Annotated in this window: 14 protein-coding genes and 2 pseudogenes; 3 read left to right on the top strand and 13 right to left on the bottom strand. The window is 35.2% G+C overall.

The window, feature by feature from the left end; all coding sequences use genetic code 11:
• Nucleotides 1–129: 129 nt before the first annotated feature.
• The 3 genes and pseudogenes from AAT22_RS18265 to AAT22_RS18255 form a co-directional block, all read right to left on the bottom strand.
• On the bottom strand, nucleotides 130–576 hold the full coding sequence (locus AAT22_RS18265) for an Hsp20/alpha crystallin family protein (protein WP_047002300.1): 447 nt from the start codon (nucleotides 574–576) through the stop codon (nucleotides 130–132).
• Nucleotides 577–1,053: 477 nt separating this feature from the next.
• The gene (locus tag AAT22_RS18260; RefSeq protein WP_047002299.1) at nucleotides 1,054–2,601 is read right to left on the bottom strand and encodes a recombinase family protein; all 1,548 of its coding nucleotides are present in this window, start codon (nucleotides 2,599–2,601) and stop codon (nucleotides 1,054–1,056) included.
• Between the two features lie 52 nt (nucleotides 2,602–2,653).
• Nucleotides 2,654–3,790, bottom strand: a pseudogene (locus AAT22_RS18255) (IS3 family transposase).
• A 79-nt stretch (nucleotides 3,791–3,869) separates the two neighbouring features.
• On the opposite strand from AAT22_RS18255, the pseudogene AAT22_RS19500 reads away from it, so the two are divergent.
• Nucleotides 3,870–4,007 (top strand): annotated as a pseudogene (locus tag AAT22_RS19500) (DNA recombinase); the annotation flags it as partial.
• A gap of 72 nt (nucleotides 4,008–4,079) precedes the next feature.
• Here the strand turns inward: AAT22_RS19500 and AAT22_RS18245 are convergent.
• Nucleotides 4,080–4,697: a Crp/Fnr family transcriptional regulator gene (locus tag AAT22_RS18245; protein ID WP_052954014.1), complete on the bottom strand. Its 618-nt coding sequence runs from the start codon at nucleotides 4,695–4,697 to the stop codon at nucleotides 4,080–4,082.
• 102 nt (nucleotides 4,698–4,799) lie between these two features.
• Here AAT22_RS18245 and AAT22_RS18240 point away from each other — a divergent pair, with 102 nt between their 5' ends.
• Both AAT22_RS18240 and AAT22_RS18235 read left to right on the top strand, forming a co-directional pair.
• Entirely contained in the window at nucleotides 4,800–5,282 is a 483-nt protein-coding gene (locus AAT22_RS18240) for a permease (RefSeq protein ID WP_047002298.1), read from the top strand.
• Entirely contained in the window at nucleotides 5,282–6,013 is a 732-nt protein-coding gene (locus AAT22_RS18235) for a permease (protein ID WP_047002297.1), read from the top strand. Before AAT22_RS18240 ends, AAT22_RS18235 begins: the two co-directional genes overlap by 1 nt.
• A gap of 117 nt (nucleotides 6,014–6,130) precedes the next feature.
• Here AAT22_RS18235 and AAT22_RS18230 read toward each other — a convergent pair whose 3' ends face one another.
• The 9 genes from AAT22_RS18230 to AAT22_RS18190 all read right to left on the bottom strand — a co-directional run.
• On the bottom strand, nucleotides 6,131–6,925 hold the full coding sequence (locus tag AAT22_RS18230) for a hypothetical protein (protein ID WP_156174361.1): 795 nt from the start codon (nucleotides 6,923–6,925) through the stop codon (nucleotides 6,131–6,133).
• Nucleotides 6,926–7,252: 327 nt separating this feature from the next.
• The gene (locus AAT22_RS18225; protein ID WP_047002303.1) at nucleotides 7,253–8,404 is read right to left on the bottom strand and encodes an SEC-C domain-containing protein; all 1,152 of its coding nucleotides are present in this window, start codon (nucleotides 8,402–8,404) and stop codon (nucleotides 7,253–7,255) included.
• Between the two features lie 34 nt (nucleotides 8,405–8,438).
• Nucleotides 8,439–8,882 carry a hypothetical protein gene (locus AAT22_RS18220; protein WP_052954012.1) on the bottom strand — a complete coding sequence of 148 codons (444 nt, stop codon included), beginning with the start codon at nucleotides 8,880–8,882 and terminating at the stop codon, nucleotides 8,439–8,441.
• Between the two features lie 17 nt (nucleotides 8,883–8,899).
• A complete protein-coding gene (locus AAT22_RS18215; RefSeq protein ID WP_047002295.1) occupies nucleotides 8,900–9,736 on the bottom strand; it encodes a hypothetical protein in 837 nt (278 codons plus the stop codon).
• A 126-nt stretch (nucleotides 9,737–9,862) separates the two neighbouring features.
• Nucleotides 9,863–11,314, bottom strand: a complete 1,452-nt coding sequence (locus AAT22_RS18695; RefSeq protein ID WP_052954011.1) for a hypothetical protein — start codon at nucleotides 11,312–11,314, stop codon at nucleotides 9,863–9,865.
• Between the two features lie 11 nt (nucleotides 11,315–11,325).
• Nucleotides 11,326–12,000 carry a hypothetical protein gene (locus AAT22_RS18205; protein WP_047002294.1) on the bottom strand — a complete coding sequence of 225 codons (675 nt, stop codon included), beginning with the start codon at nucleotides 11,998–12,000 and terminating at the stop codon, nucleotides 11,326–11,328.
• A gap of 42 nt (nucleotides 12,001–12,042) precedes the next feature.
• Nucleotides 12,043–13,734: a DUF262 domain-containing protein gene (locus AAT22_RS18200; protein ID WP_047002293.1), complete on the bottom strand. Its 1,692-nt coding sequence runs from the start codon at nucleotides 13,732–13,734 to the stop codon at nucleotides 12,043–12,045.
• 2 nt (nucleotides 13,735–13,736) lie between these two features.
• Nucleotides 13,737–14,255, bottom strand: coding sequence for a hypothetical protein (locus tag AAT22_RS18195; protein WP_047002292.1), 519 nt, complete (start codon nucleotides 14,253–14,255; stop codon nucleotides 13,737–13,739).
• A gap of 143 nt (nucleotides 14,256–14,398) precedes the next feature.
• On the bottom strand, nucleotides 14,399–15,871 hold a 1,473-nt coding region (locus AAT22_RS18190), incomplete at its 5' end, for a recombinase family protein (protein WP_047002291.1).

The following is a 15,871-nucleotide window of genomic DNA, read 5'->3' as shown; positions in this document are numbered from 1 at the left end:
ATGTTGGAAAAATCATCAAAACCAATATTCATTACATCATTTCGCTTTCTGTTGAACGGAATCAATCCTGCCATGTTAATCACTCCTTTACTTATTTTTATTTTTTATATTAACGTTGTTAAACAACGGTTACTCAATCATGATGCGTTTAGAGGTGTCGACCTGTTCCTTTTTAGGTACCTTAATCGTCAACACACCTTCTTCTAGTTTTGCCTGAATACTTTCTTCATTTGCATCTGCAAGTAAAATGCTTCGTGACATCTGCGCATATTTTCTTTCACGATGAATATATTTTTTGTTTTTATCTTCGGAAACTTCTTCTTTTTTCACTGAAATATTAAGTCTTCCTTCGTTAAGTGTAATTTCTACATCTTCTTTCTTTACTCCTGGAAGCTCTGCTTCAATTGTGTACTCTGTATCATTGTCCTGAATGTCAATCTTAAATGTATCTCCAACTAGACTTCTTTGCAATGGCCAGCTACCTGTAAAAAAGTCATCAATCATGTTGGAAAAATCATCAAAACCAATATTCATTACATCATTTCGCTTTCTGTTGAACGGAATCAATCCTGCCATGTTAATCACTCCTTTACTTGTTTTTATTCTCATTATTAGCACTCTCTGTCGTTGAGTGCTAACTCTAATTATTATATATCACTTTTCTTTTGTTTTGTCAATATGCTATTTAATTTTTTTTGTTCCAAAAGTGTTTAAATAGTTGATGGCATGAAAGAAGATTTATCATGTCTAAATATATTTAACCTTTTTAGACCGTCTTGAAAATAGAAGTTCCACTTAAAGATAATCGCTCTTTTTTGTGAAATTGCTAGATAGCTAACCAAAGATTGCATCACGATTGCTAAACAAATTATAAGAAACTATATTATCAGAAAAAAAGATAGCAAAGTGGTGTTATAATGCTTTTTAACGTCGCAAGATCTATAATAAGTCGAATGTAAATACTAAAATGAATTTCACCACAGCCGGCTTAGAATTTTACTTGAATTCAAATTCCTTTTTATCATCATAAACTATTATCATTTTAATATTTGCTTATACTTCTATGTCAATGTCCAGCCCAGACTTAAACTTGACAGTCAGCTTATCATCAAATACCGTAACTTTTTCAATAAGCCGCCTTACCAGTTGCTCATCATATTCCTCCAACTCATAGGACTGCTCATTTAAGAAGTCTACCATCTCAGTGATTCGTTGCCTTTTCCCTTCACGCTCTGCATTCTCCACAAGTGCATTTTGCTTCAGCTCCCGAAGACGGTATATCTCATCTGCCACATCATCGTAATCATTCTTTGACTTTGCTTGTTTAAGAAGCTCCTTCTGCAATTCTTCCAATTTGCTATCAATATCATAGGTAGCATTATCATTTTCCTCATTAAGTACAGTAGCTATGTTTTTTAGTAGTACCTGGAGGAATGCTTCTTTGTTCGCTAATAGCTCATTGATAGCCTTTACAACCGCTGTCTGCAATGTTTCCTCATTTACGGTTGGGGATGTACAGTCAGACCCCTTTTCCTCCAAGCGGCTGACGCATCTCCAAACAATAGACTTGTAACCTCGGTTATTCCAGTGTACCCGGCGGTAAATATCGCCACATTGTCTGCAGTAAACTATGCTCGACAAAGCATACTTGCTACTATATACTCTCTTTTTACTACTCTTGCCGCTTCTGATGTTCACCCTTCTCACCATCTCTTCCTGAACCTGCATAAAAAGGTCACGTGGTATGATATCCTCATGGCTGTTTTCTACATAATACTGAGGAACAATGCCGTTATTCTTGACCCGCTTTTTGGAAAGGAAATCTACAGTATAGGTTTTTTGCAAAAGGGCATCTCCGATGTACTTTTCATTCTGTAATATCTTCTTTAATGTTTCTGGTCTCCATTTTGCTTTGCCCGCCGCTGTAAGAATACCATCTGCCTCTAATCCTCTTGCTATTTGCAAAAGGCTTGCTCCCTCAAGGTATTCTCTGTAAATTCTTTTTACAATTTCTGCACCCTCTGGGTCAATCACCAGGTGCTTGTTTTCATCCTTGGTATATCCCAAGAAACGATTGTGGTTCACTTGAATTTCACCTTTCTGATACCTATACTGGATACCCAGCTTGACATTCTGGCTTAAGGACTGGCTCTCCTGCTGGGCGAGGGATGCCATAATAGTTAGCATGATTTCTCCCTTGGAATCCATTGTGTTGATATTCTCTTTTTCAAAGAACACAGCGATATTCTTATCCTTTAGTTGACGGATGTATTTAAGACAGTCCAAAGTGTTCCTTGCAAATCGGCTGATGGACTTTGTAATGATCATATCAATATTTCCTGCCATACACTCTTCAATCATACGATTAAATTCTTCACGTTTTTTTGTATTGGTACCTGTGATGCCGTCATCTGCAAAGATACCTGCAAATTCCCACTCCGAATTCTTTTTAATAAAATCTGTATAATGGGCAATCTGAACCTCATAACTTGAAGCCTGCTCATCACTATCCGTTGAAACACGGCAGTAAGCAGCTACTCGTATTTTGGGTTTGCTTTCATTGTTCTTATTGTTTCCGACTCGCCTAATTGCCGGGATCACCGTTACATTTTGGTCTTATGTCAATATTTTGGACATAAAAAGTCAAACTTTTTTATGCTGCACTTCTTGCTAATAATTCACATCGATCTGGAGTCATGTAATTAATAGAAGAATGTAGCCTTTTTCTGTTATACCAGCCTTCAATATATTTAAATATAGATATATTAGCTTCTTCGAAGGTACGGTAAGTATTTCTATATATTTCTTCCTTCTTTATTGAAGAATGGAAGGATTCTATACAAGCATTGTCATATGGACAACCCTTTTTACTAAATGATTGTGTAATATTAAATTCATTACATAACTCTTTTAAATCATTACTAGTGTATTGAGAGCCTAAGTCACTATGAAATATTAACTGCTTATTCTTATCAGGATTTTGGTTGTAATAAGCATTTTTTAAAGCTTTAGAAACTAAATCATTAGTCATTCTTTTACCGAAAGCGTAGCCAATTATTTTTTTGGAATGTAAATCAAGAACTGAAGCTAAATAGCACCACCCATCTCTGATAGTATGAATATATGTGATATCTCCAACCCATTTTTCATTAATAGAAGTAGTTGTAAAATCTCTTTTTAAAACGTTTTCTAAACCTTCTGCTACTTTTTTATTTGAATGAGGCTTATATTTTTTCACAGTTATTGCACAAAGACCAAGTTCGGTCATTTTTCTTTGAACTCTCTTTATTGATACATTGAAGCCTTCTGTACCAAGTATATAATGAATCCTAGGAGCACCATATATACCTTTATTGACTTTATATATCCTTATAATCGCTGCTTTTAATGCCTCATTTTCTATTGCTCTTGCAGATTTAGTTTTATCAAAATATTTATAATATGTACTTCTGGCTACGCCTAGAACGGTACACATAGTCTTAATATCGTGGTTATTTTTATTATTATCTATAAATACTATTACTTGATTTAATTTCTTGTTGCAAATATGGCCATAGCTTTTTTTAATATTTCATTTTCCTCTTTAATCCTTGCCATTTCCTTTTTTAAAGCTTTAACTTCTAACTTCATTTTCATCTACCTTAATTTCTTTTACATCTTTGATCCAGCCGTTAATTGTTGATTTTGCAATGCCATATTCGCTACTTATCTCTGGTAAACTCATCCCTGATTTAAATAAATCTACTATCATATTTTTATACTCTTGATCATATCTTTTGCCACTTCCCATAATGGACACATCCTTTCTTAACTAAATATAATTTTACTTAGTTCGACTTAATGTGTCCACTACTTTATACTAACACCACTTCATCAATAAACAGCCTACCGATATTCAGGAGTTTGATGAAAAGTTGGTAAGGAGATTGATTGGGAAGATTACTGTATTTGAGGATAAGTTTGAAGTTGAGTTTAAGTCCGGAGTGACTGTTGAGATTGAGGGATAACGCTATAAACGAACGAGGCACCCTACATTGGTTAATTTCAATGTAGGGTGCCTTGCTTTTGATTGGAGTTTATTATTCTAAACGTATAATTTCAATATGTTTATTTTCTATTTTAATAAAGCCATCATCTTTAAGCTTTTTCAGCTCGCGAAATAGGGATGGACGTTGAACACCAAAATAATCTGCAAGTTGTTTTTTAGTGATTGGCAAAATAATATTATTAGATTTCTGCTTTATTGATAAAGCTAAAAAATAGTCAAGTATATTGTCTCTTAACGATTTCCCAGTGTACATTGCAATTTTTTTATTCATCCCCTGTGAATTTTTAGATATGCTTTTTATAAAATGAATCGTAAAATTATAATCGTGAAGCAAAGCCTCAATATCAGACTTTGAAATGTGTAAGAGCTTGCAATCTTGCGTACAGTAAATATTCATAGGGTAGCTGTTATTACTTCCGAATAATAAATTAGCTCCTATCACACTGCCTTTTTTAAACTGAAAAACAATATTTTCAGAACCATTTTGTGATAGTGAGTAGGCTACTAAGCTACCAGACAATACTATATCCATACCATTACAAACATCGTTTTGGTTATAAACAGTTTCATTTTTGGAATACTCTTTTATTTTAAAAGTAAAGTCAGCTATATTCACATTTTCGAACATAGGTATATTTTTTATATTCATTTTCATCACCTATTAAAATTATAGCAAAAAGAAACATAAGTGTCTATATTTAAGCTTTTATTATTTATATAATAATCTCATCAATAAAAAAGGAGCAAAAATATGGACATTTTCACCATTGCCATTTGGCTAATAACATTTGTACTTTTAGGTTTCTCATTTGCTAAGGATAAAAAGAAAACAAAAGACGCATTAAAAAAAGCGCTGTTTATGGGTAGAGGTATGGCACTTTCAATATTTGCTGTTATTTTTGCAATAGGTCTTATACTTGCAGTATTTCCGCCTGAGCAAATCGCACAAATAATCGGCAAACAAAATGCATTAGTAGCAACTATTGCAGCGGCAGGGTTTGGCACAATCACCCTTATTCCCGCATTCATTGCTTTTCCCCTTATCGGAACACTCGCCGGTGCCGGTTTAGGAATTATGCCGTCAGTTGCTTTCTTAACTACGCTTACAATGGTTGGGGTTGCAACTTTCCCACTTGAAAAAAAGGAATTTGGTATCAAATTTGCAATTACTCGAAATGCACTTAGCTTTGTTTTTGCAATTATTATTGCACTAATTATGGGGGTGATTTTATAATGAATAAGGCTATTAAATTTATAAAAGCAAATTTGTTTTTATTTGCTATTGTGCTAGGTTATGTTATACTCGCCATTATAAACCCTAGTTTAGGTTTTCAGGGTATAAAAAATAGTGGTTACTATATAAAAGAAATGTTAATGATTATGCCTGTTATCTTTGTATTAACTGCACTTTTAGATTCTTGGGTGCCAACAAAAACAATTATAAAATATCTTGGTAAAGGGGCAAAAGCAAAGGGAGTTGTTTTATCCTTCTTGCTTGGTAGTGTTTCTGCAGGACCGATTTATGCCGCTTTTCCTTTTTGCATTATGCTGCACAAGAAAGGTGCATCTATTAGAAACATTGTTATCATTTTAAGTTCGTGGGCAGTTGTGAAAATACCGATGTTGCTTAATGAAGCTAAGTTTTTAGGTATGAAGTTTATGCTGCTTCGCTGGGTTCTTACTATACTAGCTATTCTTGTTTTTTCTTGGATTGCATCTAAAATAGTAAAGGATAGTGATTTACCTCAAAGCAAAGAGGTAGTGCAAGAAGGTATTATCATTAACCAAGATGCTTGTATGGGCTGCACAGTATGCACAAAAAAGTATCCTGAACTTTTTCAAATGGACGGCAAAAAAGCTTATGTAAATAAATATAATAAACTTGATTTAGAAAAACTTAATGATGCAGTTATATCCTGTCCAGTAAAAGCAATTGAATTTAATAAAAGTTTGAACAATGATTAATACAAATCATTTTATTAATGAATTTGATGTATGACGGAGTTCAAATCCAGTGAAATGTGAATAACGCCATAAAGTAATATACCCTCCTAACCATGATGGCCGGGAGGGTTTTTAACTTTATGTTATGTATTCATTGAATAGACCATTGATATCAAAGCTATCAATGCTGTCAAAAATCTTTGGTTCTCCATATATCCCAAACTGTGGGTATAAGCGAATTGAGCCTTCATCTTCATAGAACACATTATAATCACTTTTGTAATAAGCTACTTTAATCATCAAGTGCTTAATCTTAAATGTAATAATGTATCTATCTGTATTGGGGTTTAAAGGTATATTTTTATCTTTAATGACAAAATTGCCTGGCGACTGTCTCCATTCAATTACCGAATCATTACTACAAAAAGATAAATCCACAAAAGTATTAGGTGGTATTTCACCATTATATAATTTTTTATAATGAGACTCTGGAGCTAATTGTCTATAGTTCGTTGCAGAATTAAGCAGAATCACATTTTTAAACGCCCATTTTGCAACGGTATAGTAATTATCATTTAAGAATTCTAGTTCACTTTTGAGTTCTTCCATATTCATCAGATTAATTATATGCTTTTTACAATCACCCTCCAATTGACTCATCCAACCATTATTACATTTTTCACACACTAATCCATTTATCAACTTTGAAAACGCATGGTTTCTATTTGAGATTGGTACTCCTATTACGCTGGCATGAGTCATTGAAACATTTTTATCATATATCTCTAACTCTTTTAGAAGCCACTGTGCAAAAATATGTTCTTTGCTTAATGATTTTCCTTCACAAAAAACACATTGTCTTTTTTCTGGCATTAACTTATCACCTCCATTTTCCCTGACATCTATCCTATAGCCTACGTCTATCCTGACCACACAACCCTATGTGCTTGACATCTATCCTATAGTCTATAAAAATTGACATCTATCCTGGCTTCTAAACTATCCGTTATTTTCCAGTAGATATGTTTCTACGAACTATTTTTGCTCGTAAAAACAGGATAGATGTACCTTAACACAAAACCCTACAAACCCCAGTAAATAAGGCTTTATCGGCCCATTACTTATCCACCCTTGACATCAATACGACCGTCTCAACGTGGCTCGAGAGGACAGAATGAATGTCATTTGAGTATGTCCGTTCTCGGAAACATATCGACTACGTTTTTGGGGCTATCGGTAGACGGGAACATATCGACTAAATCACAAAAATAAATTGATTTTTGGTGCTTGCTCATAAACTTTACCAAATTTGTCTCTTGCAGCATTCTTTAATCCAAATCCGATACCCATTCCAATTCGCATTGCTTCTGGACCATGGAGATTAGCATAATATGTATAAGCCATCTGTGTTTCTTCATCCCAGGCTTTCCATAACAAAGGACTAAGTACCATATTCTCGGAATATAGCGGTAAAACCATATTTATATAAAATTTAAGTTTATCTATAGAAGCTGTTTCAAGCTGATAAAACAATTTCTCATAAATATGCTTCTCCGATTTAAGACAACTTAATAGTAGCCACGACTGCTTCGCCTCTGGAAAAATAGTAATTGCAATTCTATGCATAATCCCTTTTATTGTATGTTTAATTCCTTTACCATTTATATCGTAATCAGGAGCAATATACGCATAGCCCGCAAACTTTATTTGCTCTGGAATCCTAATTGCACAAGTTGAAACTCCTTCAAATGTATTTCCAATTATTTGTGAATCAAAATGTTTTTTTACAGGTTCGAATTCCTGCATCTTAAGCTGCAACATTCTGTACATACCTATCATTTCTGGAGATTGAAAAGCCATCGGATTCTCTCTAAAGTTACTTTGAAAAATATCAAATGCTATTCTCTGCTTGTAATATTCAAAAATAAAAGCTTTATATGCATAAACAAATTTCATTGCTTCACTTGTTTCATCAAAATCCGGTGCACCTTTTTCTATAACAGCAAACGCTATATTATCGTGGTAATCACAGAAACAAGTTTCTGTAGTTGCATCATTAGCGCTTTCTCTACTTAATTCCACCATAGGTACTACTTCACCATTATCTAAAGGAATAAGGAGAGGTTGCTTTTTTGTGTTTAGTATATATACATGACGTTCTGAACCAGCTAATAAAGAAATGATCTTGTTATTCTGTAATGCATGGGCTCCTTTGATTGGTCCTTTGCATTTTTCTTGATCCGGATGCATACAACACTTCTTCATAGAAGCTCTCATTTTTTCCATTATCTGAACTTCTGCTGGTTTTTTAGAAGGTTTTATTAATCGTGGTTCTTTTCCTTTACAACATTCTTGAAAACTTTTATTGCTACCGCACGGGCACGGTTCATTATCTTTTAATTTAAATTTCATAAAGAACAAAACTTCACCCCTTACTTATAATCATTCAATCCTCATCTGGCTCTATGAAAATATCTTCAAAAACAAATAAGTTATCGACTGGGATTTGTTTGCGTAAATAATAAGTCAAATCAATATCTCCAACTGTCACTCCACCACAAAGTGAGCCTTTGAAAGTATACTTTTTACCTTCAGTATCTGTAATAACCATTTCCCAGTTGCCTATATCTGTCGCATAGCAACCCAGTTGGTCGCTATTTATGTACTGCGAAAAAAGTGTCAGTATTTCCTTTGCCACTGGTTTTCCGATAGCAAAATGTTGTCTTCTGCAAATCTCAAATTTACCAAATCCATTTGCATACTTATATCCTGTAAACCATACTCTACCACTAACAGAGATAGTCAAATGCTGTTCTACTTCGTCTTCATGAAGTGGTTCTGGACCATAGCATATGTTATTGGATACAATTCTTACCTTTTGTATCTGCAATCGGAACACCCCCTATGTTATTCTTTTCTTAAAGCTGGCAAAACTGCTTCTAAATACTCCTGCCAATAATCATTATCGCCTTCCATATCATGAAGCCAATAATACATAAACAGTATTTCAAATTCCTGCTTTCTTCCTTTTGTGAAGGATTTTTTCGGCATCTTTCTGTACAGTGAATCAAGGTTAAAGAGATTACTTTTCTTCTTATAATCATAATCGTACTTTCTCCAAGTATTTAGGCTTTTTTTCCTATGAGTTGAAGGCCAAATATCCTCGTTATCGTAAAAACTATTTATCCAATCATAGGCAAATGCAAGAAGATTAACCTGATGTTTCGCCCAGGTCTTATCAATCCAATCATTTACTTCATCGGAAATAATCGGTGTACCGAAGTTGAATCTTTGTTGGCTTTCTACCCTATGATAGTCTTTTATAAAAAGAAAAAGCATCTCTGTCTGATCTTTAAGAAACGGTAACTTTTTAACGAGCTGTGAATAGCAATCATATGAAGCATTTCTAAATTCACTATCAGCGTTATACAGAAAGAAAAACTCATTCTCCTTCACAATATTTCCAACGTATTTGTGTATCTGCTTCCCATATTCATTATAAATATCAACAACCCATTCTCTAACTTCAGGCTCATACTCCCTAAGCTGCTTACGATACTTCTCCAACTTTTCATTATGTAGAACTGTTTTTTCTTCAGCTTCAGTAATATTTAAATAGTTGTTAAAGTACTCAAATACATAATCAACACAGATTTTCATATTTTGAGTACGTGCATCAATATCAAATTCATTGAGCTTATCTTCTTTTTTCCTTCGGGAAATGTATTCCTCAATTGTAAGCATATGAACACCTCATTTTTTCCACTTTTACAGTTCTCTTAGTCAACCACATCAAGAGTACCTTTAAAGCTTATCAGAGAGACACCTTTCATAATAATCTCTTCCCTTGGTTTCTTAGATGTCATTCTATTAAAGGACATATCCTATTTGGTTGACCCCTATCACACCCCTACGAAGAACGGTCATATTAACCGTTTCGTATGATGTGCGGTTTACTATATCACTCGGCAATGTTTTTTTGATTTCTGTGGTATTCACATTAGTTCTGTCTATCTTTATGGTATCAATACCGATTTCTTTAAGCACTTCATCTGGGAGTTCATAGTTTTGTTCTACCAGTCCAAAACAGGTGAAACCTGTATCAACACAAAATGAGATAAGTTTTTTCTTGCCGATATTATATACAGTAGCAAAAGCACATCCAACTAAACTTCCTATTAAATAACCAAAGACAGGTAATTGGAAACCTAACGCTTGACCGATAGCACCACCAATTTTCACACCAATCAGATAGCCACTTGAAATTACAACACCATCAACAAAGGCTTCTCCCATTTGCTTGGCTGTCATTTTACCAGCCGCCACCAATATACTGTTTTTGACTGTTTCCATCACAATTGCCACAACAGAGCCAAGCAGACTTGGGTCTACTGTTCTAAGTGCCTCCCCCAACAAACCTTCTTTACAAATAATATATAGGGAACAGGAAACTGACCCTCTCAAAAAACCTTCTGCACTGGCAGTAATTGCCTTTGAGCCCATTTGCTTGACATGGTTTATATTGATTTCTCCGTGCTTTATAAGATAATCAATGGCTTTATATAATTCTGGAGCAAGTTGCATGGCAACAGTTATTGCGGCAGCCGTGTAGCCAGCCTCTAATGACTGTTTCAGTAAATGTTCATTTTTTATAACATTAGCAAGTGTTACACCTTGTTCTTCGGCATTAAAATTCTGCTCATGCCCATAGCGAGCCATGTCCTCTAATTCTTTTTGAGTAACAGGATTTGATTCAATCCCTTCTTTGTTGGAAATTCTATCCGTTAGATGTTTTTCTGTATCTCTATTGGCCGTAGCAACATCCGGACGGATTTCTTGATTACGCAACGCTCTCTTATGAACATCCTGTTTAGCTCCTTCCAAATGGTCCGTTGGTACAAGTCTTTCTTGACCACCATAAAGAGGTTCTCTCGTATCAGCAGCTAACTTTGCCTGTGCAAGACCGCTCTCTTGTGGTGAGCGATAAGCCTTAGCACTATAGTCTTGAGTATACCCATCTGCTTGAAGTTTAATATCAACTGACCCTAACTCATTACTATGCAAAACCTGTGCTTTATCTAATGACCCCGCAGCTACTGCATTTATATTGAAAGTTCCTGCTGCGTATTCTTCCAGAACATACCCCTTAAAATGAGCAACATCCTGTCCACGGTACGGATGATTATTTATATTTTTTTCTAACTGTTCAATAGCCTCGGCTACTTGTGATACATAGTCAAGACCAACGTGAGCTGCCACATCTGCACCAACTACTTTTGCAGCAAACTCCCAGCCTTGTTGCATTTCAGTTTTTTTCTGCATACCCATCTCCTTTATGAATTCATGAACTTCTTAAGTCCATCATTATATAAACTGATTACTCCAAAGAAAAGCATTTGACGTTCCATTGCTTTTTTATTCTTGAAATTTTCTTCAGAGAAAACAAGTGCCTTTGCACTAACTTCCGCAAATGCATCTCCGATTGTATTGCCTACTTTTTTTACAACACTCTTTCCTTTTGCAAAAAAGCCTGTTTTTTCTTGTACTTCTGGTTGAACTTCTTCCTCAGACACAGATTCTTTCATTGGAGCAATTTTAGGCTTTATTGCATCTTTAACTGCTTTAGGAGCAGGGAGTGCTTCCAGTTCCTTGTGAAATTCACAATAACTCTCAATGGATTTTATCTCATTCGGAGTAACATATATCACTGCCTGATTTCCTGCCCATCCATAACGGATGCCGTGCTTATAGAATTTCACATCAATAACAGGAATCAATTTGTCAACACCCTTAATATCACCTAAAAAGAAGACTTTTGAGTTAATATTTCCGGCTTTTTTATTTCCAAGCCACACTTTTTCTGTCCAAGCAACAACATTGATGTTGTTATCTGTTGTTCCTGTCACTGAACCTTCTGAACCATCCTTAGTTTCAATTAATTTCTTCATCTGGTTAGCAAGCATCTCATCCTTATACACGATAATTAATGTCTTAGGTTCGTAAAACATATCAAATCTCCTTTGCTCATTAAATATTAATCGTATCAAATTTTACCCAAGCAACTGACGTATTTTAGCTGTTAGCAGCACTTTTCTCTTTTCGTAGAACTCTTCAAAATTCTCTAATTCAAGAGAAACTCCCTCTGGAATAATTGCTTCTCTGCGAAATTCAGTTTTTTGCTCATCATTCATATCATTATAATAATCGACAAGACGCATAGCATTTTTACTTCCATTACTTCTTCCCTCAAGCAGTTGAAGGTTCGGCAATCTATTTCTGTTGCCTCTCCATCTACGCCAATCATCCATAGAAACAGATATAGGTTTGGTGTTGTCAAATCGGTCATACGGATGCAAATGGTCTTGTTCATATTTGAAGTTCTTATTCATCCAATCAGCCCCTAAGAAATACAGAGCCTCACCTGCAACACGGCTACCTTTTTCAGAATTGATAATATCATCAATTTTTCCATCGGTAACTCTAAGGTCATTCATTTGCTCAAGCATATCAACAGTTATTTCATACGCATTATCGTTGATATTACTTTTCATTTGCTGCAACTTACTTGTTGTTCCAGATTGGAAATAATTAAACAATACAGCTCTAGTAAAATATGCTCGTATACCTTCAACATTGTTTATATACTCTGGATTGTAATAAATGAAATATATAATAGGTAGAAGTACGTTCCAGCTACTTGAAAAACGGCTGACTTCTATCTTCATATCCTTTAAAACAGTCTCAAGGTTTTTAAGAGCTTTCTTGAAATCTTGCCAATTGTTTTTTAAGTCTTCTGCTATTTGTTTATTTATGTTTGATTTTACAACATCACCATATAGCATAAGAGCAGAACGAATGATGAAATCAGAGCCAAATCCTTCATACGAATCCACAAGGAGTTTACCAAATTCCGTCTTTGCGTTAGGCCAATAAGCCTCAAGAATAGACATGGTTATTTCGTGCTTTTTCAGAGCCTTTCCACCGCTATTAAAACGGACAAACATTTCCAAGGCATCATCCTGTTTCATGTCCTGAATTTCTGTATATCGTATCAGCTTTTCCACAAAAATTTTATTATACAACTTATTCAATATGCCCCGTGCATACTCTTTGCTGTCTGATGGAACATTAGAAATAGCTGACTCTATAGCCTGTTCTCTTGTTGTTTCATCTTGGAACTTTTCACTTAAGATTTCTTTAATTTCAAATTGGGTAGGACTCAGTTTCCCTACCTTTTCAGTAAACTTAATATCAAACTTTTTACTGTTATATTCTTCTTCGTCAACGGTTAGCTTGTTTTTGTTTAGTTCAATCAACAGCTTTACAATAGTTCCACCTGTTACTTTCTTTCTGGCGTGTTTTTGTCTTATGAAAGCACGACCAAAAAGCGATAAAAACAATGAAGTTAATCTCTGTTGACCATCCAATACCGCGGTATCTGTTGTTTTTACATTAATATTGCTTAATTCATAATTTACACTATCCGCTTGCTTTCTGCTATCAAAGGTAACCTCTGATAGAAAATTACAGAAATATGTATCCCAACTAACATTATCATCATCAACGTGCCAAAATAGGAAAGTTGCGATAGGATAATCTAGAAGGATGGAATCCCACAGCTTTTCGATCTGTTCCATACTCCATACATATTGTCTTTGAAATGCAGGCATAACATATTTTCCGTTTTTAATATGCTCAAGTGCCTCATAAATTGTAATGCTATCATCAATTAAAACGCTCACGTTTATTCCTCCTCAACATAGAAACTAGACTTATATTTCATAAGAATTTCCTCAACTTCATCCCAAACCCATACTCGCTCTCCATCATCTTCAAAAACCTTACCGTGTGATTTTGGTCCGTCTAATTTCATCTGCGAATAGTTATTCCTGAAAGTAGGAACAAATAAATCCGGGCGTTCTTTATCACTACACAAACGCTCCATCATAATAAGAGTTGCTTCTCCTTCTATATCTATAGCCATAAAATATGCTTTGATAATTTTGTGGTTATACTGATTGGGTTTCAATGCCCACATAGGAATACGCTGCGTAGCTTTTCCATAAAAATCTTTATCTGTATTATCTATTAGCTTACCTGTCTTTGGTGTATATTCTTTTGATGCATTACCAAAAGCTTGTGCGATGTACCAACGGAGGCAGGTCTCTGCAGCCTCATCAGAGGTTTCACCAGTTAGATTAAGTGCTATATTAAACTTCTCATATACATCTGCATCAACTGAAAAATATATATTTTTACTCATGATTTAACCTCCATTTACTTACATTTCCATATATTTCATTATACTTTCAATTAGTGTCTTTGTCTATACTCATATACTAATTGAAGTAACCAAAGAAAACACCCTGCATTTCTGCAAGGTGCTAACTTCTGTAAGCTTTTCTTTTATCTTTCCACGCCAACGCTTGTGCCTGACTTGAATTCCACCGAGAACTTTTCCTCATAAACCGTTACCTTTTCAATCATTCGCCTTACAAGGGATTCATCATATTCTTCTATCTTCTCCATCTGCTCTGCAAGGAACTCCTGCATTTCGGCAATTCGCTGTTTCAAGCCTTCTCTTTCCACATTCTCTGCCATAGCATTCTGCTTTAGTTCTCGCAAACGGTCTATCTCATCAGCAAGGTCATTATAATCCTTTTTGGCATTGGCTCGTTTCAATAGTTCCTTTTGCAATTCTTCCAGTTTGGCATTGATGCTTTCCATAGAACCTTCGTCCTCCAAAGTAAGTACCGATGCAATGTTCTGCTCTAAAGCTACAAGCATATCATCCTTGCTACCAAGTGCCTTATTGATAGCTTTTATTACAGCCTCTTGAAGTTCTGTTTCCTGAATCGTTGGGGCATCACAGCAACTTGGACCATGTTCAACTCTGCTTACACATCGCCATACAATGGAGTGCTTCCCTCTATTGTTCCATGCAATCCTGCGGTAGATGTCTCCACACTTTGGGCAGTAAACAATGCTAGATAATGCGTACTTACTGCTGTAGACTCTTTTCTTTCTATTCTCACCGCTGTGAAGATTCGTCCTTCTTAGCATTTCCTCCTGCACCTGCATATAAAGATCTCGGGGTATGATGGCTTCATGGCTATTTTCTACATAATATTGTGGAACGATGCCGTTATTCTTAACTCTCTTTTTCGTAAGTACATCTACTGTATAGGTCTTCTGCAAAAGGGCATCACCCATGTATTTTTCATTTTTTAGGATTTTCTTTATAGTTTCTGGTCTCCATTTTGCTTTCCCTGCTGCAGTTAGGATATCATCTGATTCCAAACTTTCTCCGATTTGTTTCAAGCTTGCTCCTTGCAGATACTCCAAATAAATGCGCTTTACAATCTCTGCCTCGGTAGGTTCAATAACCAGATGCCCTTTATCATCTTTGGTGTATCCCATAAAACGATTGTGGTTTACTTGTACCTCACCGTTTTGGTAACGGAACTGCAATCCCAACTTTACATTCTTGCTTAAGGATTCTGATTCCTGCTGTGCAAGGCTCGCCATAATTGTAAGTAGCACCTCGCCCTTGGAATCCATAGTGTTGATATTTTCCTTTTCAAAAAATACAGGTATATTCTTTTCCTTTAGCTGTCTAATGTATTTCAGGCAATCAAGGGTATTTCTCGCAAATCTACTGATGGGCTTTGTAATAATCATATCGATGTTACCAGCCATACACTCCTCAATCATACGATTAAATTCTTCACGCTTTTTAGTGTTTGTACCGGAGATACCATCATCTGCAAAGATGCCAGCAAACTCCCATTCATTATTTTTCTTTATAAACTCTGTATAGTGTGCGACCTGAACCTCATAGCTAGAATTTTGTTCTTCTGGACTTAAGTCAATATAGTA

This window comes from Clostridium sp. C8 (genome assembly GCF_001010885.1).
Taxonomy (GTDB): Bacteria; Bacillota; Clostridia; order Clostridiales; family Clostridiaceae; genus Clostridium; species Clostridium sartagoforme.
This window is presented reverse-complemented; position numbering and strand designations above follow the sequence as displayed.